General features: G+C 36.6%; 13 protein-coding genes. 12 read left to right on the top strand and 1 reads right to left on the bottom strand.

The features are described from left to right. Positions 1-118: 118 nt before the first annotated feature. From murG to D1Z92_RS01930, 5 genes are all read left to right on the top strand, one after another. Positions 119-1,198 carry an undecaprenyldiphospho-muramoylpentapeptide beta-N-acetylglucosaminyltransferase gene (gene murG / locus D1Z92_RS01950; RefSeq protein WP_128893970.1) on the top strand — a complete coding sequence of 360 codons (1,080 nt, stop codon included), beginning with the start codon at positions 119-121 and terminating at the stop codon, positions 1,196-1,198. Positions 1,199-1,256: 58 nt separating this feature from the next. Beyond that, positions 1,257-2,195 carry a patatin-like phospholipase family protein gene (locus D1Z92_RS01945; protein WP_128893969.1) on the top strand — a complete coding sequence of 313 codons (939 nt, stop codon included), beginning with the start codon at positions 1,257-1,259 and terminating at the stop codon, positions 2,193-2,195. A 76-nt stretch (positions 2,196-2,271) separates the two neighbouring features. Beyond that, positions 2,272-3,714, top strand: a complete 1,443-nt coding sequence (locus D1Z92_RS01940; protein ID WP_128893968.1) for a sensor histidine kinase — start codon at positions 2,272-2,274, stop codon at positions 3,712-3,714. Continuing rightward, positions 3,638-4,288: a LuxR C-terminal-related transcriptional regulator gene (locus tag D1Z92_RS01935; RefSeq protein WP_128893967.1), complete on the top strand. Its 651-nt coding sequence runs from the start codon at positions 3,638-3,640 to the stop codon at positions 4,286-4,288. The genes D1Z92_RS01940 and D1Z92_RS01935 overlap by 77 nt, the downstream gene beginning before the upstream one ends. A 141-nt stretch (positions 4,289-4,429) precedes the next feature. Then, the gene (locus tag D1Z92_RS01930) at positions 4,430-6,154 is read left to right on the top strand and encodes a DUF2339 domain-containing protein (RefSeq protein WP_164931403.1); all 1,725 of its coding nucleotides are present in this window, start codon (positions 4,430-4,432) and stop codon (positions 6,152-6,154) included. A gap of 92 nt (positions 6,155-6,246) precedes the next feature. Here D1Z92_RS01930 and D1Z92_RS01925 read toward each other — a convergent pair whose 3' ends face one another. Beyond that, entirely contained in the window at positions 6,247-7,536 is a 1,290-nt protein-coding gene (locus tag D1Z92_RS01925) for a hemolysin family protein (protein ID WP_128893965.1), read from the bottom strand. A 583-nt stretch (positions 7,537-8,119) separates the two neighbouring features. On the opposite strand from D1Z92_RS01925, the gene D1Z92_RS01920 reads away from it, so the two are divergent. From D1Z92_RS01920 to D1Z92_RS01890, 7 genes are all read left to right on the top strand, one after another. Next, complete coding sequence (locus tag D1Z92_RS01920; protein WP_128893964.1) at positions 8,120-8,356, top strand: DUF2164 domain-containing protein; 237 nt, start codon at positions 8,120-8,122, stop codon at positions 8,354-8,356. 239 nt (positions 8,357-8,595) lie between these two features. Further along, complete coding sequence (katA, locus tag D1Z92_RS01915; RefSeq protein WP_128893963.1) at positions 8,596-10,053, top strand: catalase KatA; 1,458 nt, start codon at positions 8,596-8,598, stop codon at positions 10,051-10,053. A gap of 285 nt (positions 10,054-10,338) precedes the next feature. Next, positions 10,339-11,853, top strand: a complete 1,515-nt coding sequence (locus tag D1Z92_RS01910) for an esterase/lipase family protein (protein WP_128893962.1) — start codon at positions 10,339-10,341, stop codon at positions 11,851-11,853. A gap of 143 nt (positions 11,854-11,996) precedes the next feature. Then, complete coding sequence (locus tag D1Z92_RS01905; RefSeq protein WP_128893961.1) at positions 11,997-14,402, top strand: penicillin acylase family protein; 2,406 nt, start codon at positions 11,997-11,999, stop codon at positions 14,400-14,402. 777 nt (positions 14,403-15,179) lie between these two features. Beyond that, the gene (locus tag D1Z92_RS01900) at positions 15,180-16,154 is read left to right on the top strand and encodes an ABC transporter ATP-binding protein (protein WP_128893960.1); all 975 of its coding nucleotides are present in this window, start codon (positions 15,180-15,182) and stop codon (positions 16,152-16,154) included. Continuing rightward, a complete protein-coding gene (locus tag D1Z92_RS01895) occupies positions 16,151-17,170 on the top strand; it encodes an ABC transporter ATP-binding protein (RefSeq protein WP_128893959.1) in 1,020 nt (339 codons plus the stop codon). Before D1Z92_RS01900 ends, D1Z92_RS01895 begins: the two co-directional genes overlap by 4 nt. A 160-nt stretch (positions 17,171-17,330) precedes the next feature. Beyond that, positions 17,331-19,025, top strand: a complete 1,695-nt coding sequence (locus D1Z92_RS01890; RefSeq protein WP_128893958.1) for a peptide-binding protein — start codon at positions 17,331-17,333, stop codon at positions 19,023-19,025. The last annotated feature ends 78 nt before the right edge of the window (positions 19,026-19,103 follow it).

Genomic DNA, 19,103 nt, shown 5'->3' with positions numbered 1-19,103 from the left:
AAAAAAGGGGAAAGATGTTTTAACTTGCTGAGGCGTGTCCTAAACACAAAAAATGAAGGATAACGTTGTCAATAACATTGTACATACATAAAAATAATATAGATTGAGGCGAAATGCAGTGGAAAACAGTCAAAAAAAGAAGCATATTTGTTTTACTGGTGGTGGAACTGCAGGGCATGTGATGGTGAATATCACGTTAATTCCAAAGTTTTTGCAAGCGGGTTGGAACGTGTCTTATATCGGTTCCAAAGATGGTATAGAGAAAAAATTAGTTGAAAAATTCCCGATTGATTACTATGAAGTGTCGACAGGTAAGTTAAGAAGATATTTTCATGTCGATAACTTTAAAGATCCTTTCAAAGTGATCAAAGGTATTTTTCAAGCTAATCGTATCATGAAGAAAATGAAACCAGATGTCATTTTTTCTAAAGGTGGTTTCGTCAGCGTGCCTGTCGTGATAGCAGGTCGCAAACAAAAACTACCTGTCATCATACATGAATCAGATTTAACTCCTGGACTTGCAAACAAAATCAGCATTCCTTTTGCAAGTAAAGTGTGTGTCACGTTTGCAGAGACGAAACAAAGCATACCATCGCAAAAGTTAGGTGCAGTTGGGGCTGTTGTTCGGGATGAGCTATTCGCAGGGGATAAAAACAAAGGATTGTCTTTATGTTCGTTCACGAAACAAAAACCAGTGCTGCTTGTGATGGGTGGAAGCTTAGGTGCACGTAAAATAAATGAAGTATTACGAGATCATTTAGATGAATGGATGCAGCATTTTCAAATCGTACATCTGTGTGGAAAAGGCAATATCGATCACAATTTACGTCGCCAAGGATATGAGCAATTAGAATATGCCGATGAAACGCTGCCTCATATTATGGCTGCCTCTGATATCGTCTTATCTAGAGCAGGAGCTAACTCCATTTTTGAACTACTAGCACTTCATAAGCCTATGTTTCTTATTCCGCTTTCCAAACATGCGAGCAGAGGAGACCAGATCTTCAATGCCAAACGCTTTGTGAAAAAAGGGTATGCGGAAATGATGGAAGAAGAACATATCGACGAGAACAACATCGTATCTTCCGTCGTAAACATGTATCAAAATAAAGTTGAATATATGGATAAAATGAGAAGAAATGACGATATAGTACATAGTGATGCATTGATGCAATACATTGTGGAACATGTGAAATAGGTTTGTCTATAGTATGAATGAAGAATGTATAGAAACATAATGGGGGAGGGGATTTTTCATGCATCATCATGAGAATGCCGTTGCTGGTGTTTTGCAGCGAAGTGGACTTGTACTCGAAGGTGGCGGTATGAAAGGCGTGTATACTGCTGGCGTCTTGGATTTTTTTATGGAGGAAGATTGGTACTTTCCTCATATATTTGGGGTGTCTGCCGGTGCATCTACTGCAGCATCTTATGTGAGTAAACAAATAGGTAGAAATAAAAGAATTATGATCGATTATGTAGACCATCCAGAATATATTGGGCCGAGAAACGTGATTAAGGAAAAAAGTTTCATCGGGTTAAATTTAATGTTTAATAAAATTCCTATGGAATACGATCCTTTTGATTTTCAGGTGTTCCATGATGCTAAGCAGAAGCTATGGATGGGTACGACAGATGCAATCACTGGAGAAGCGCACTACATTACGAACGAAGATTGTAAGGAAAACGGATGGAACATTCTAAAAGTGTTGCAGGCTTCTTGTAGTCTACCTTTTGTCTCGCCTGCAGTTCATTTGGGTGGAAGGATTTTATTTGACGGAGGGGTAGCAGACCCTATTCCGATTACTCCAGCTTTGCAACAAAATTTGGACAAGATCGTCGTCATATTGACAAAAGATGTGGATTATCAAATTAAACCGTTTAAGCGAAAATCTTTGCTCAAAATGAGATATCCAAAGTACGAGGGATTAAAAAAAGCAATGTTAAATAGAGCAAATGTGTACAATCAATCTTTAGCTACTATTAAGAAGTTGGAAGAGCAAAATAAAGCATTTGTTATTCGTCCTTCTAAAAAAGTAGAAGTCAGTCGATTAGATAAAGATAAACAAAAGTTAGAAGACTTATATGACTTAGGTTACGAAGACGCAAAACAGCAGGCCGTTGCCCTTAAGCAATGGATACAACAGAGTGACAACTGCGTGAACAAACATAGTAAAGATTGTATATCAACATAACAACATCATGCATGCAAGACATGGTAGTGCGATTCTAGTTTGGAGTACATTTTTATAGTGAAGGCGAGAGGTTTAGATGTTGCTTGTTCTTATTATTTTATGGTCGCTTAGTGTCATACTCATGATGGTAGACAAGAAGAGTAAATCGAATCGTGCACTGAGTTTACTTACGTTTACTGGTGGGAGTGGTGCTCTGGCCGCTGTTGTTGCTAATGATGTCATGACACTGTCCGTAGTAGCATCATGGGATGTAACGTCTATGAAGTGGCAAATACTAGATTGGACAACAATGGTCTCCTCTGTCATCTCTTACTATGGAGTTCCTTTTTCCTTTTTAGTTTTTGCTATACAATATCATCAAACGTTTCAAAAGTGGAATAGATATATTATTCCTGTACTCACTATACCTTCTTGGTTGATGTTGATTTTTACACCAGCTTATCCTCCAGACAACTTGGAAGTATATCCAATTTTATTAATATGGGCACTGCCTTACTTCGTTGCAGGGATGATTCTAATATGGAAGGCAAGAAAAAAAATGCCGCTATCCATGCTTAATAATTACCGATTTACTTGTATCGTCGTACTTGTGCCTGTCGGATTCACTTCATTTTTCAGCTACATTTTACCGGTATTAGGCGTGTACAGAATGTGGCGTTATAATTCCATCGTCATTCCGATTGCTGCTATCTTATTTTTGTATGCCATATTTAAGTATGGTTTTTTAGGGATACAGTTGCTTCTAAATAGGCGACAATTGAATCATACATTGCAGTCTATTACATCGGGAACGACGATATTGAACCATGCTGTGAAAAACGATATTGGTAAGATCAAGTTATTTAGTCATAAACTAAAGTCATCGGTAGCGTCCGACCATGTGGAAAAAGAAGAGATGCAAGCCGATGTGGAAGTCATTTTAAACGCAGCGAAACATATTGAACATATGATACAAAAATTGCAAAAACAAACGAAAGAAATTGAACTCGATATCACTCCTATTGATGCTAAAGCGCTAATAGAAGATTGTACGGCATCATTTTCACTACCAAACATTCATGTACATTACAACATCGAGAGTGGACTGAATATCATGGGGGATAAGACACACATCATGGAAGTGCTCAACAATCTTATCATCAATGCAAAAGATGCGATGCCTAGCGGTGGAACCATTTCCATCGAAGGGTATTATCATGCTAAATATGCCGTCATTGAAATCACAGATAATGGTACGGGCATTCAAAAGCAGCATCTCCATAAGGTGAAGGATCCTTTTTTTACTACAAAAAGTAAAGAAGGCTTAAATTTTGGATTAGGATTAGCTTATTGTTCTCACGTTTTAAGTAAACATGGCGGTTCCCTATCTATTGATAGCACTGTAGGTGAAGGGACTACAGTGAGCTTAACTTTTCCAATAAAGGAGAGGGGTTTAACGGTTGATGGAAAAAATAAAAATCATGCTTATCGAAGACGATCCAGACTGGAGAAGGGGTTTGTTAACGTTTTTAGCAAGTGAAGCCGATTTCGAAGTGGTTTATTCTGCTGGTACAACGGACGAAGCGGTAAAGGCAATAGAAACGATACATACACATGTTATATTGATGGACATTATGCTCTCCGGTGAAGCAGATGGTATTATGCTAACGGAACAGGGAAGTCAAAAAGGTTATAAAGTCATTATGCTGACTTCGCTCGAACAGAAAGATATGATTTTCGCAGCATTTCATGTTGGGGCCATTGACTATCTCATTAAATCGGATTTTGAAAAGATTCCTGATAAAATAAGGGAAGTCTATGGTGATAAAGCTACCATAAGTGAAGATGCCGCTGTACATATTCGTTCAGAATTTCAACGGTTAAAACATGTGGAGCAAGAATATGCTGTCACTTCCATGAAAAACTTGTTAACCCCTTCTGAAATACAAATTTTAAAGTTAGTAGATCAGGGTCTCACGCAATCGCAAATAGCGGAGGAGCTAGTGATTTCGATTCGGACAGTAAAGGTGCATATAGGCAATATTTTAAAGAAGATGAATGTATCCAGTAGCAAAGATGCGTGCCATAAATTGAAAACATTAGGTGTTATTTAAGTGTATGTAAGTCATGATAATACGATATGATCTATGTCATTAGTGATGGTACTAACAAAAGTTAGTACTATTTTTTTTTCGTGATTTTTATACAATAGATTTAGGACCAGGTCTTAAAAGCTGATGATGGAGGTTATGAAAATGAATAAATTAAATAAAACGAACGATTGGGTGAAACAGTACTGGACATCATTATTAGGTGGATTGTTTATTGTAGCAGCAGTAGCTTACGCATTTAAATTTGTATTCAACCAAGGATGGATATCTGATGCAATGATTGTGGCAATAGGATTGATTGTTGGGTCTGGAGCGATTATACCAGGAGCTAAATTGCGCCCCAAATTACCCGTTGCAGGTGAATCGATTATTGGTTTAGGTACAGCCGTCATCTATGCGACATTTTCCTTTGCAGGAATTTACTTCGCACTTTGGGAACCTATCATTGTATTTTTATGTATGGTGGCCGTAACGATAGGCGTATCCATCTATGCTTACAAAATGGATTTACGAATCGTATTAAACTTAGCCTTAGTAGGAGGCTATGTCGCACCATTAGTGATGCAGTCAGATACAGATCAAGTGTTTACTCTTTTCTTATATTTGCTCGTAATCAATAGCATGTTTGTGTTTGTAAGTTTACAAAAGCAATGGATGGAGTTGAAGATCCTTCCTTTTGTAGGTACGTGGGTCATGTATACGGTATATTACATTCACTATAGTCCAAACACGGATGGATTATTTAACTTACCTATTCGCTATGCTGTAGCATCGTATTTATTTTTTGTTCTCGTGTTCTTTGTTTCATCTTGGATTAACAATCTCAAATTCGATGGTTTGAATTTGTACTTAACAATAGTGAATGCGATCATATTTTCCATGTGGTCATTGCAAATTTTCGAAGATGTTCAGTTATTCTCCTATACGTTGACCTTGATGGGAGTGACGTATTTAATCATTACATTTGTGATGTATTATTTAACGAAGATAATCTCTCCACCGGTCATGATTCATTTTCTAGGAGGCGTATTTTTACTACTGCTTTCTTTTTCAAAAATGGTGGATGGTGTCGATGTGAAGCCGATGATTATGACCTATATATGGGTTGCCATTGCATTGGTTATTATCCTTATAGGGAGATTTACATTTAAATCACTGGCTTTACTTGTATCGGGGTTCATTTGGTTAGGTGATATTATTTACTGGCTTCTTGTTACTTGGGACACACCACGAGCAGATTGGTTCGGTACGTATATTCCTTTCTTAAACTGGGGTGCATTTGTTTGGATTATCTTTGTTATCATGGGGTTTTATTACGCATCTGCTTTAAAAGAAAGCGAACCTGTACGCTTTCATGGCGGAACAAATATTTCTTTCTCTAGTGTTGTTGCCATCATTAGTCACTTGATGATCGCTGGTTTAATTTCGGTTCAGATTAACAATATGTTTGAAGAATATAGCTTCCGTTATATTGATTATGATCTTACTTTATCGTTAGCTTGGGGAATCCATGCCGTATTACTTTTCCTTTGGGGTGGTTACATTCGAAACATTTTATTTAAAGTTTTTGGTGGTATAGTGATCGGGATGGTTGCAGTAAAAACGTTAATCTTTGATTTAACAGGAGAAGAGACGATCTACAGAGTCATCATTTTGTTCATACTTGGAGCGCTTTCTTTCCTCATCACTTATATAAATAAAAAGTTCAAAACAGTTGAAGATACGGGTAAGCATGATCGTAATGCTAGAGCGAAAAACGAACAAAATCATCCTAGTCATAATCATCCTGGTCAAGTACATCCGTCTCATTCACATGTACAGCTAAACAATATGAAAGCGAACGATGAAAGTGAAAAACCAAAAAAATAAAAACAAATCTAAATAACTAAAAAGAAAAACCAGCCATCATAGGAAGAGGTTCCCCATTGGTTGGTTTTTCTATAGTTTAATTTCTATTGGTACTACTCCGTGGTTAGTGTCACTTCAATTTTTCTATAGCGATGTTTATCTCGCTCTCGAACGGTAAAGGTTAACGTGTGATGCTTCCACACTTGTCCTTCTTTTAAAACTGGATTGTGTGCATAGAGCCAACCACCTATCGTATCGAAGTCTTCTTCATCTAATACAACATTGAAAATGTGATTGACATCGGATATCAACACTTTGCCATCAAACACATATGTATGATCGTTTAGTCGTTCTATTTCAGACGATTCATTGCTATCGAATTCGTCTCTGATGTCTCCTACAATCTCTTCAAGAATATCTTCTACTGTGACAAGACCTGCCGTGCCACCATACTCATCGTATAAGATAGCCATTTGTACTCTTTCTTGCTGCATTTTTATGAGTAGCTCTTTTATCGGTGTAGATTCAGAAATAGAGAAGATAGGTCTAATGACTTCTTTTATATTTAGATTTGGATCTTCCATATATTTAAGGAAAAATTGTTTTGTATTTAGAATACCGATGACATTATCTTTATTTTCATCTACAATTGGAAAACGTGTAAAATGTTGGTCTTTCATTGTCTGTAAGTTTTCTTCCAAACTTTTATTAGTGTAAAGGCAAATCATGTCCGTTCGCGGCACCATAATTTCCCTGGCTTTCAATTCATCGAATTCAAAAATGTTGTTCACATATTTATATTCGGATTGATTGATTTCACCACTTTTATAGCTCTCAGATAAAATAAGTCTTAATTCTTCTTCTGAATGCACTTCATCATGCTCATTGATTTCTTTTAAACCAAGTAATTTTACAAAAAATATAGCCGTATTGTTTAATGCCCAAATGACAGGAAACATAATGCGATAAAACCATATCATCGGCTTAGCAAGCATTAAACTTATACGTTCTGCTTTCTCTATGGCAAACGTTTTCGGTACAAGTTCACCGAGTACGACGTGTAAAAATGTAATAATAGAAAAAGCAATAATAAACGATATGGTGGAAGTCACATTTGGGCCTAAATGAACAATGTCAAATAGGGGGTGTAACAGTTTTTCTACTGTCGTTTCACCCATCCACCCTAGGCCGAGTGAAGTAATGGTAATTCCTAATTGACATGCAGATAAGTATTCATTTAAATGTGTGGTTACTTTTTTTGCTGCTAAAGCTTGTGGATGGTTACTTAAGACTAATTGATCGATGCGACTTGGGCGTACTTTTACAAATGAAAATTCTGCTGCTACAAAAAAAGCAGTAGCTAAAATAAGCAGTACTACGATGCTTATTTCAATAAATAACACATTTACTCACCTTCCAGTCTATACAAAATGACGTTAATGATAAACCATATGATATCATAACATGTCATTTTTTACATCTTTATCTGGCACTCACCTCTAATCTAAGGTGTTCCCTTCTTTATCTACTATTTCTTCTTTCATGAAAGTTTGTATCATAATGCTCCCTATGAAAGCTATTGTTCCAAAAACAGCCCATGGTATCCACGTGCCGTTGTAATTTTCTAGCCTATCCGATCTGTAAGGGCACCTGAAATGATAGGTAAAAATTATCTAAACAATAGTGCTGATGTGAGTACCGTACCAGATTGCCAAGCAGTAAATTGCAATTAATCAGTGATATATACCGCAAAAAAAGTAAAAACAGAGAAATATGCTGCATTCATAAAAAAAGTAGACATGATTATTACTTTGGTATAAATTGGTATTTATTGCATATTGCTGATTTTCATGTATGACCCCCCATATGACATGAAAATTTTGTAAGATGGTATAATCATACCAACACATTACATTGTACACATATCAATACAAAAAAGAACAAATGTTTGTAATGAAGTTACTAAATAACATGAGGTGATAGTAAATGAAAATGAAACGTGAAGAGAAAGATCAATTAATTTCTGCTATTCAATACTATTTTGAAACAGAAAGAGGAGAGGAGATCGGTTCTATTGGAGCAGAAGGCTTCCTTGATTTTATGACAAAAGAATTAGAACCATATTTGTATAATGAAGCGATTAAGGACGCGATAAAAGTAGTAAAAGAAAGAATGGATACGGTAGAAGATGAATTGTACGTATTGGAAAAACCAAAAAGATAACGTAAGTCTCATCCCATACCCGTGGGTGGGTAATAAATGAAAGTTGTGGTTCACTTATATAGTCATAAATCCATCACAGAGAAATAAAATGTAATAATGACTACAGTAGGACTTGCAGGGTAGGGTTGAAAAATAACCTGTTGCTTTTTACAACAACCTTATTTATAATGATTATAAATTAATAATTATTATAAATTAATGTTGAGAAATGATTATACACTTATGAGGTGATGGATCTTATGACAAACAATAACAAGAAAAAACTGACAACTGGCTTTGGAGCACCTGTTGGTGACAATCAGAATTCGATGACTGCAGGTTCTAGGGGCCCTACATTAATTCAAGACGTTCATTTATTAGAAAAATTAGCGCATTTCAATCGTGAGAGAATACCAGAGCGAGTAGTCCATGCTAAAGGTGCTGGTGCTCACGGTTATTTTGAAGTAACCAATGATATGAGCAAGTACACAAAAGCGAGCTTCTTATCCGAAGTTGGAAAACAAACCCCACTGTTTATTCGTTTCTCCACGGTAGCTGGTGAAAGTGGATCAGCGGATACACTTAGAGATCCACGAGGCTTCGCAGTTAAGTTTTATACGGATGAAGGGAATTATGACTTGGTAGGGAACAACACACCTGTATTCTTTATTCGAGATGCGATTAAATTTCCTGATTTTATTCATACACAAAAACGACATCCACAAACACATTTAAAAGATCCAAACGCAGTTTGGGATTTTTGGTCTTTATCTCCTGAATCTCTTCATCAAGTGACGTACCTCATGGGGGACAGAGGTATTCCTGCTACGTACCGTCATATGAATGGATATGGTAGTCATACGTTTAAATGGGTGAATGAAGACGGAGAAGCTGTATGGGTGAAATATCACTTTAAAACAGAACAAGGTGTAAAAAACTTAACAAACGAAGTTGCCGCTAAAATAGCAGGTGAAAATCCTGATTATCATACAGAAGACTTATTCCATGCTATTGAAAATGGTGACTTTCCCGTTTGGAAGTTACAAGTACAAATCATGCCGATAGAAGATGCAGATCATTACCGATTTGATCCATTTGATGTTACGAAAGTATGGTCACATAAAGATTATCCTCTTATGGATGTAGGGCGATTAGTGTTAGACCGAAACCCTGAAAATTACTTTGCAGAAGTAGAACAAGCGGCGTTTTCACCTGGATCTTTTGTACCTGGCATTGAAGCTTCCCCAGATAAAATGCTACAAGGGCGCTTGTTCGCTTACGCAGATGCACATCGTTATCGCGTCGGCACAAATCATCAGTCGTTGCCTATCAATAGACCAAAATCAGAAGTGAATCATTACCAGAGAGATGGACAAATGCGATTCGATGATAATGGAGGGAAATCCGTTTATTATGAACCAAATAGCAGCGGTGGTCCTGCAGAATCACCTGAAAATAAGCAGACACCATATACGCTAGACGGTGAAGTGAATAGTGTAGCATATGATCATGATGATCATTACACGCAAGCGGGTGACTTATATCGCTTAATGGATGCGGGAGAGAGAAAGCGTTTAATTGAAACGGTTGTTAGTGCAATGAAACCAGTGGAAAGCGAAGAGATAAAAAGAAAGCAAGTACAGCATTTCTACAAAGCTGATCCAGAGTATGGAAATCAAGTGGCGGAGGGTTTAGGCCTTACTGTAAAGAAGCCATAATATAATGTATTTATGCATGACAGTCGTTCTGATTTGCAAAAAAATACTCCAATATAAAACAAAAGTATTCCTTTCAATGGTTAGAGTAAAAAACTAACTTGGCACTTACCTCTAAAAGTTTGAGTAATAAATCTAACTTTTAGGGGTGTTTTTATGCCTTACTCCATCCTTAAAATGCAACAAATTTCTAAAGTTTATTACGTAAATAGTGTAAAATATTGCATAAAAGTATTTTATTGCAATATTTTTAAATGAAATCTATTTTAAAACGAAGGAGATGTGTAAATGAAAAAAGCTTTTATATCGTGCCTTGTTTTTATGTTTTTATTTAGCATGATGGCGATTCCGAGCCAAGCGCAAGGAGTAGCTTCTGCGCCTACACCTCCAAATGTTGTTGTAGAGCAGGGGTCATGGTTTGAAGGAGCTGTCCCACCTAATGTTGATTACAATAAATCTCCCATTGTATTTATTCACGGACTAAATGGAAGCGCAGTAGGTTGGTTTACCGATACCCTTTATTACGGAAAAAATGATATGTATGACTATGCATATCGTAACGGTTATCGCACAGCTTTTGTTAATTTGCGGGATGTCAGCGGAACAGCAGGAAGTGTTTGGTATAATGGCAGTATGCTCGCCAACATGCTAAAAGAAATGTATGAACATTTTGGAAAAAAACTAACGATCATCGCTCATAGTAAAGGCGGTGTAGATGCACAAGCAGCACTTGTACATTATGGGGCCTCTTCTTATGTCAATGATGTGGTTACATTAGGTTCCCCACATCATGGCACACAGTTGGCAGATCTCGCATACAGTTGGTGGGCAGGATGGTTAGCAAAAATTATAGGTCAGAAAAATGATGGCGCTTACGCGATGCAAACAGGAGAAATGCAGAAATTTAGGGCTTTGACAGATAAAGAAGAAAGCGTTTACAATAATAGTTATTACACTGCATCTGGGAAAGGTCATGGACCATTTTTATCGGCATACTGGTTTGGAGGAGCGTATTTGAAAAATCCAAATGACGGTGTTGTTCGTGAGTATAGTACAAAACTTCCATATGGTTATCATTTTTTGAGAGGCGGTAAAAGTGTAAATCACGATAACATTAGAAAAGGAAGCGTATCTTTTTCTCTTATTCAATCGGTGTTACATGCTAATGCGAATAAGATGATGGAACCTTTAACTCACACTATGCCAGAAAATGAAAGCGCAATCCCAGAGCAACTGTTACGAGGTGGACCACTTGAAGCTGGTATCACATCAGAAGTCATTCCTATTGAGAGTGGAAATGATGTGGTGGAAATTCAAGTCCTAACAGGGAAAAGAAACGACATTTTATTAAGCTCATCACATGGGAACTTTTTGTCTTTTCATACAACTACCCAGTTAGAGCATGACGATTCATTTTTTACCGGAGCATATCTTCAAACGTACACTTTACAAAGGCCAAAAGCAGGGGAATACAATGTAGAAATCAACAGTGAGGGAGATGATGCTTATTTCATTATCGTAAATTATAAAGGGTCAAATGATTTAAATCAGCAATTTTCTTCTATGGAGCAATTAGACAGTCAGATATTTTCAAGCAAAAATATTCTGAAAATAAAGAAATATGAGAATAAAGAGAATTCTTTACAAAAAATAGTAGAATATAACGACTTGTTTGATGGTTTCGACCAACAAATGATCGAGGCAATACAAAGGCCAACAGAAAACATCACATATGATATTGTAGGCCAAAATGAAAAAGGGGAACTTTTCTATCGAACAGTAGTCAACTCTTCATGGGATTAAATCAACATAGATAGAAATACATTCCTTTTAGTGAGGTGGGACGATAGTTTTCAAGTCCCACCTTACGAATAGATGAAACATAATAAAATATAGTAATTAATCATTGCATTGATATCATTCAAAATACAGAAGGGATGAACGTAATGAAAACAGAAGTGAAGTCAAAAAAACGTTGGTGGCCCAAAAGTAAGCGTTGGAGAATAACGTTAATATTAACGATGACCATGCTTTTTGTGGTAACAGGAGCACTTGGTTTTGGATATTGGATGTTACATAAAAGTCTCCCTACCATCGAAGGGGAAGTTGTGATGCAAGGCTTGCAATCAGAAGTTTCCGTAGTAAGAGATGAAAATGGAGTTCCCCATATTCATGCTGAAAATAATCAAGATTTGTTTATGGCTCAGGGTTATGTCACTGCACAAGATAGAATGTTTCAAATGGATATGAGTCGCCGTCAAGCTTCTGGAAAACTTTCTGAAGTGATTGGAGAACAAACGATTGATCGAGATCGATATTTTCGCACATTAGGATTGCGACGAGCGGCAGAAGCATCCTATGCCATATATTCTGAAGAAGCGAAGCAAGTGATGGAATGGTACACCATGGGCGTCAATGCATATATTCAAGAAGCAAAAGAGAATAATACGCTGCCCATCGAGTTCACTGTATTAGGTTATGAGCCTGAAGAATGGACGATTGTTGATTCCCTTACCATTGGTAAATTTATGGCTTATGATTTAGGTGGGAATTGGAAAGGTCAAGCATTTAGGTATTATCTTGTGAATGCTTTTGACGAAGAAAAAGCGATGGACTTGTTTCCAACTTATCCTGCAGATGCAGAAACGATTATGATAGCAAAACAAAATGCTATCGATTTAAACCATAGTGTGACTTCAGCCATTTTCCCGAATGAATGGAATGGAAGTAACAATTGGGTTATCTCTGGTAGTAAGACAGAATCAGGATTTCCCATCCTAGCAAATGATCCACACCTTGGGGTAAGCACCCCAGCTATTTGGTATGAAACACACTTGAAATCTCCTGAATTAGAAGTGAAAGGTGTTATATTTGCAGGTGTTCCAGGTATTATCCTAGGTCACAATGCACATGTAGCATGGGGGGTAACGAATGTTGGCCCTGATGTACAAGATTTATATATTGAGAAGCGAAATCCAGATAATCCATACGAAGTAGAATACATGGGAAAATGGGAAAAACTTGACACCATTGAGGAAACGATTGAAGTAAAAGATCAACCTGCTGTGGAGATGGAAGTTAACATTTCTAGACATGGCCCCTTGGTCTCGGAGTTTATGGAACATAAGTCGGAAGAAAATGCGCTTGCATTACGCTGGACTGCACTTGATCCTACAACAGAGTTAGAAGCTATTTTACTTTTTGCGAAAGCGACAAATTGGGATGAATTTAAGTATGCTTTAACATTCTTTCATGCTCCAGCTCAAAACTTTGTGTTTGCAGACAAAAGTGGAACCATTGCGTATCGAGCTAATGGTAAAATACCTATCCGTGAAAATGGAGACAGTTTACTACCTGTTGCTGGTTGGACAGATGAATACGAGTGGAAAGACTACATCCCATGGGACGAGTTGCCAACGGTTGTGAATCCAGAAGAAGGTTTTATTGCAACAGCAAACAATAAAGTTATTGATGATGGTTACGATTACCACATTGCTAACTTATGGGCAGAGCCATATCGATTTCACCGTATTACAGAAGTATTGCGCAGTAAAGATACATTGTCAGTAGAAGACAGTCAAAAGTTGCAGTTAGATTCCATGAATTTACAAGCAAAAGAATTTTTGCCCCCTTTACTATCCATGTTGCAATCGGATAGTGCAGTTCAGTGGGATGAAAAGCAATTGGAAGCAATCTCTATTTTACAAGATTGGAATTTTGAGGATAACAAAGAGTTAAGTGCTCCTTTCATCTATCATCTATGGCGAAAACATATAGGTGAAGTCATTTTTAAAGATGCTTTTGAAGAAGATATGTATGATTTATTTCAAGGAAAGCATGCAGTGGAAGATCAATTAATTCGTAATGCTATAAATAATGAGCCAGGTCCATGGATACAAGAAAAGGGTGGACTGACCACCATAGCACAAACAGCTTTTCTAGCTGCAATAGACGAGGCAATAGAGTTACAGGGAGCAAGTGTAAGCAAATGGCAGTGGGGGGACTTTCATATGGCTTTATTTAGTCATCCCCTTTCATCGGTAAAGCCTTTACACCTGATATTCAACCCAGCAGCGCAAGCCTTCGATGGTAGTAAAGTTACGGTGGCAGCAGCACGTAATAATGAAAATGGCGAGGTAGTTCATGGAGGCGTTTGGAGAACAGTGATTGATATGGAAAACCCACGTGAAAGTTTCAATGTGATAGGTCCAGGGCAGTCTGGTCATGTATTAAGCGATTGGTATGATAATCAGGTCAATGACTGGATAACAGGAGAGTATCATGTAACCAGTATGGAAGAAAGTGAATATACAAAAGGTGGTCACATGCTGCTTTTAAAACCAACGAAATAATATATAGCATGTAATCTTTCAAGGTCATTCTTGGTAGATGAATCGTAAGGGTTATTATTGTTTTATAGAACACTGACTCGTTTAGTTCAGTGTTCTATTTTTATTAGAAATCAATACGATATCAAAAAACATCAAAATTTTACAATTTTTATAAAAATAAACTACTAAAATTTGTTATATTTTAATGTTTTAATAAAAATATCAAAAGAATACTTGTTACCAACTTTGAATATGATAGAATGAGCCAATTATGATTTTTTGTATTAACCTTTTTGGGAAAGCATAAGCTGAAACACTATGTTTAATATCTCAATTTTACTTAGATGGGCCTAGGTATGAGATAATATTGTACTTCTTTATTCATAAGGTCAGAACGGAAGAAGTAGAGATGTTTATCTTATATGTTGAATAATATTCTTTTACATAAATCTCACATAAAAAGTGCAAAATTATGAATTTAGTATTGATTTTATGTTTTATATAGTCTATTTTATTAATAATAACTGAAACTTTCCTTAATTCACTCAAATCAATGTAATTAACTCAACATTTTATTTTATTTGACATTTTAGTTTATATCATCTTATTTTTCGACATAAAATGATAAAAAGTGTTTGTCATCCTCAAAAATTACAGCTAGCAACGCATCAACGTTCTTGTTTCTTATGTTCTCATGATACTTACAACTATACCGCTAACGGTAAGGTGGAGAATCAGTGGTTGTAACTTTATGAATGTAATTCCCATCTTATATAGTTTAGAAAGGTGATGATGCTAATGTCAGCACTACTGGAAGTTAAAAATTTGAAAACACACTTTTTTAAGAAAAAACAAGTTATTCCTGCAGTAGATGGAATGGATTTAACGATTAAAAAAGGAGAGACTGTTGCTTTAGTAGGAGAATCTGGTTCAGGTAAAAGTATGACTTCCTTATCGATTATGCGACTTGTTCCAAGTCCTGGGGGCAAAATTGTTGATGGTCAAATTATGTATGATGGGAAAGATCTCCTGACTATATCCGAAAATGACATGGTGGATATTCGCGGTAATGACATATCGATGATTTTCCAAGAACCGATGACTTCTCTCAATCCCGTTTTAACCATTGGTGATCAAATTACAGAAACATTGATTGCACATCAAAAACTTTCACAGAGGGAAGCAAAGAAAAGAGCAGTAGAATTATTAGAAATGGTAGGATTTTCAAGAGCGAAAGCTATACTTAACGATTACCCCCATCGATTATCAGGCGGAATGAGACAAAGAGTCATGATTGCTATAGCGATGAGCTGCAACCCTAAACTTCTTATTGCAGATGAACCTACAACAGCACTCGATGTAACGATTCAAGCTCAAATATTAGATTTAATGAAGGACCTCAGCAACAAGTTTGATACATCCATCCTATTAATTACTCATGATCTTGGAGTTGTATCGGAAGTAGCGGATCGAGTTATTGTAATGTACTGCGGGCAAGTGGTAGAAGAATCTTCCGTTAATGATATATTTGAAAATGCACTTCATCCATATACACAAGGCCTTATTAATTCTGTACCATCCATAGATGATGACATCGATCGACTGGAATCTATAGAAGGTAATGTTCCTACGCCTGACCAGTTTCCAACTGGATGTAGATTTGCTCCTCGTTGTCCGAAGGCATTTGATAAATGTTCTTTACATATGCCAACGTTGAAAAAAATAGATGAACGCTCTATTCGCTGCTTTCTATACGAGGAGGAACAATCATGATTACAAAAAATGCAGACAATCCAACTAAAACGACGGAAGTAGAGCAAAATACGCTGCTAGAGATTAAAAATTTAAAAAAATACTTTCCGATTAAACACGGCATTTTACAAAGAACCGTCGGTCATATAAAAGCGGTAGATGACATTTCCTTAACCGTAAAAAAAGGAGAAACATTAGGATTGGTTGGAGAGTCAGGTTGTGGAAAATCCACTATTGGTAGAACCATCATCCGACTGTATGAACCGACAGAAGGTGAGATCACTTTCAAGAATCAGAATATTTCGCATATGAAAGAAAGAGAATTACGTCAAGATGTGAGGAAAAATATTCAAATGATATTTCAAGATCCATTTGCTTCCCTCAACCCTAGAAAAACACTGAGAATGATATTGGGGGAACCATTGAAAATACATTACAATCACTCTAGAAAAAAGCAGGAAGAAATAATAGGAGAGCTGTTAGAAAAGGTAGGATTAAGTTCCAAGTTTCTCAATCGTTATCCTCATGAGTTTTCAGGGGGACAGCGCCAAAGAATTGGTATTGCGCGTGTGTTGACATTAAATCCAGATCTAGTCATAGCAGATGAAGCTGTTTCAGCCTTAGATGTGTCCATTCAAGCTCAAATTACAAATCTCATGCAAGATTTACAAGCTGAACTTGGTTTAACATACATATTTATTTCCCATGATTTAAGCGTAGTCAGACATATTAGTGATCGCGTGGGCATTATGTATTTGGGTAAATTGATGGAATTAGGAACGAAAGCAGACTTATTTCAAGAACCACTTCATCCTTATTCACAAGCGCTACTATCCGCTGTACCTACACCGAAGAAACAAAAAACGGTACAACGTGAACGAATTCTTTTAAAAGGGGATATACCTAGTCCTGCTAATCCTCCGAAAGGCTGTGTATTTCATACAAGGTGTCCGCATGTGATGGATCGATGTAAGCAAGAAGTGCCATCCCTACTGCAAGTGAAAAAAGATCATTTTGTTGCATGTCATCTTTACTAAACAACATGATCGTCATAGAAAAATGAACGAAAAGGTATAGATGATATCAAAGGGGGCGATCTATGCGTACTTACTAGTAAGAAGTCCTATATGATGTGTTGTAAGAAGAATTACAAATGAAATAAATTAAAAATTAAAAAATTAAAAAGGGGAAGTGTCCATGAAGTTCAAAAAATTATTTTTACTATTACTAGCACTAACATTTGTTTTTGTCATCGCCGCTTGTGGAGATGAAACAGAAACAGAAGAACCGATGGAAGAGTCTGGATCAGAAACATCAAATGAAACAGAGGATAGTAAAGAAGAAGAGTCAGCAATGGAAGATGCAAAACCTGGTGAACCGAAAGCTGGTGGTACATTAATCGTTGGATCATCTGGTAGCCCTACTTTATTTAACTCACTTTACTCTACAGACACAGCTAGTAGTGACATAGAAAGTTTAATATATAACGGTTTAGTTGGAGCAGATACGACATTTGCGACAGAATATGATTTAGCAGAAGATGTTCAACTATCCGAAGATGGTTTAACGGTAACGGTAAAAATTAAAGAAGGCGTAACCTTCCATGATGGTGAAGCATTAACAGCAGATGATGTTGTATTTACGTACAATGTACCGAAGAGTCCAGACTATGTAGGGGAGCGCGGTAGTAACTTTGATGGTATTGATACGATAACAAAAATCGATGACTACACAGTTGAATTTAAATTGAATAAAAAAGATGCTACCTTTGTCCCTACTACATTAAGTTATGGTATTTTACCTGAACATATATTGAAAGACGTTCCTATTGCTGAATTGGGAGAAAACGAATTCAACACGAAAAGTCCAATCGGTACTGGTCCTTTCAAATTTGTGGAGTGGAAAGATGGCGAGTACGTTAAAGTAACTCGTAACGATGATTACTTTGAAGGCGCACCATATCTTGACGAAGTTATCTACAAGTTAGTTCCAGATGCAAATACATTGATCTTACAGTTACAAGCTGGAGATATTGATTATCATACTAGTGTTCCAAGTAGTGATATTGAAACAGTACAGGGATGGGCAGCAGATGAAGGTGTAGAAATTATATCAGAACTTGGATTGAATTATACTTATGTAGGATACAATCAATTAGATGAAAGATTCCAAGATAAGCGAGTAAGGCAAGCATTTACCCACGCTATCAATAGAGAAGAAATTGTAGAATTCATATTGAATGGAAGAGGGGAAGTGGCTCACGTACCTGAAAGTCCGTTATCATGGGCGTATAATCCAGATGTTCCAACATTCGAATATGATGTAGAGAAAGCAAAAGAGCTACTTAAAGAAGCTGGTTGGGAAGACACTGACGGTGATGGCATCATTGATAAAGATGGAAAGAAAATGTCATTTGAAATTAAAACGAATCAAGGTAATAAAGCAAGAGAAGAAATTGCAGTAGTATTACAGGAGCAATTTAAAGAAATCGGTGTAGAAGCAAAACCTAATATTGTGGAGTGGAGTGCTTTTATTGAAGCTGTAACTGCTCCGAAATGGGAATATGAAGTACTTATCTTAGGATGGCAACTATCTACATTCCCTGATCAGTATGATATCTTTCATTCTAGTCAGCAAGAAGAAGGATTAAATTTCACATGGTATTCCAACCCAGAAGTAGATACATTGTTAGAGGAAGCAAAACAAATACTAGATCAAGATGCATACAAGGAAGCTTATGGAGATATTTATAAAGGAATTGCGGAAGATCAGCCATATACTTTCCTTTACTATCCTATTTCAAATAAAGCTATACCAGATAATTTGCAAAACTATACTTTCCACGGTACCAATGATTTCTACAAAATAGAGACATGGTGGTTAGACGAATAAACTGTTAAAAAAGGGGCGAGGGAATCCCTCGTCCCTTCTTATGTAAATGAAGTATGATGGATACAGAAAAATACGAAA

Source organism: Longirhabdus pacifica, from assembly GCF_004115085.1.
Taxonomy (GTDB): domain Bacteria; phylum Bacillota; class Bacilli; order Paenibacillales; family DSM-105158; genus Longirhabdus; species Longirhabdus pacifica.
The sequence above is the reverse complement of the archived record's forward strand: the minus strand, read 5'-3'. Positions and strand labels throughout refer to the sequence as shown.

Bases quoted from the DNA above. Each gene is read 5' to 3' on its own strand.
- D1Z92_RS01945 (WP_128893969.1), top strand. From the start codon at position 1,257: ATGCATCATCATGAGAATGCCGTTGCTGGTGTTTTGCAGCGAAGTGGA.
- D1Z92_RS01940 (WP_128893968.1), top strand. From the start codon at position 2,272: ATGTTGCTTGTTCTTATTATTTTATGGTCGCTTAGTGTCATACTCATG.
- D1Z92_RS01935 (WP_128893967.1), top strand. From the start codon at position 3,638: ATGGAAAAAATAAAAATCATGCTTATCGAAGACGATCCAGACTGGAGA.
- D1Z92_RS01930 (WP_164931403.1), top strand. From the start codon at position 4,430: ATGAATAAATTAAATAAAACGAACGATTGGGTGAAACAGTACTGGACA.
- D1Z92_RS01920 (WP_128893964.1), top strand. From the start codon at position 8,120: ATGAAAATGAAACGTGAAGAGAAAGATCAATTAATTTCTGCTATTCAA.
- katA (WP_128893963.1), top strand. From the start codon at position 8,596: ATGACAAACAATAACAAGAAAAAACTGACAACTGGCTTTGGAGCACCT.
- D1Z92_RS01910 (WP_128893962.1), top strand. From the start codon at position 10,339: ATGAAAAAAGCTTTTATATCGTGCCTTGTTTTTATGTTTTTATTTAGC.
- D1Z92_RS01905 (WP_128893961.1), top strand. From the start codon at position 11,997: ATGAAAACAGAAGTGAAGTCAAAAAAACGTTGGTGGCCCAAAAGTAAG.
- D1Z92_RS01900 (WP_128893960.1), top strand. From the start codon at position 15,180: ATGTCAGCACTACTGGAAGTTAAAAATTTGAAAACACACTTTTTTAAG.
- D1Z92_RS01895 (WP_128893959.1), top strand. From the start codon at position 16,151: ATGATTACAAAAAATGCAGACAATCCAACTAAAACGACGGAAGTAGAG.
- D1Z92_RS01890 (WP_128893958.1), top strand. From the start codon at position 17,331: ATGAAGTTCAAAAAATTATTTTTACTATTACTAGCACTAACATTTGTT.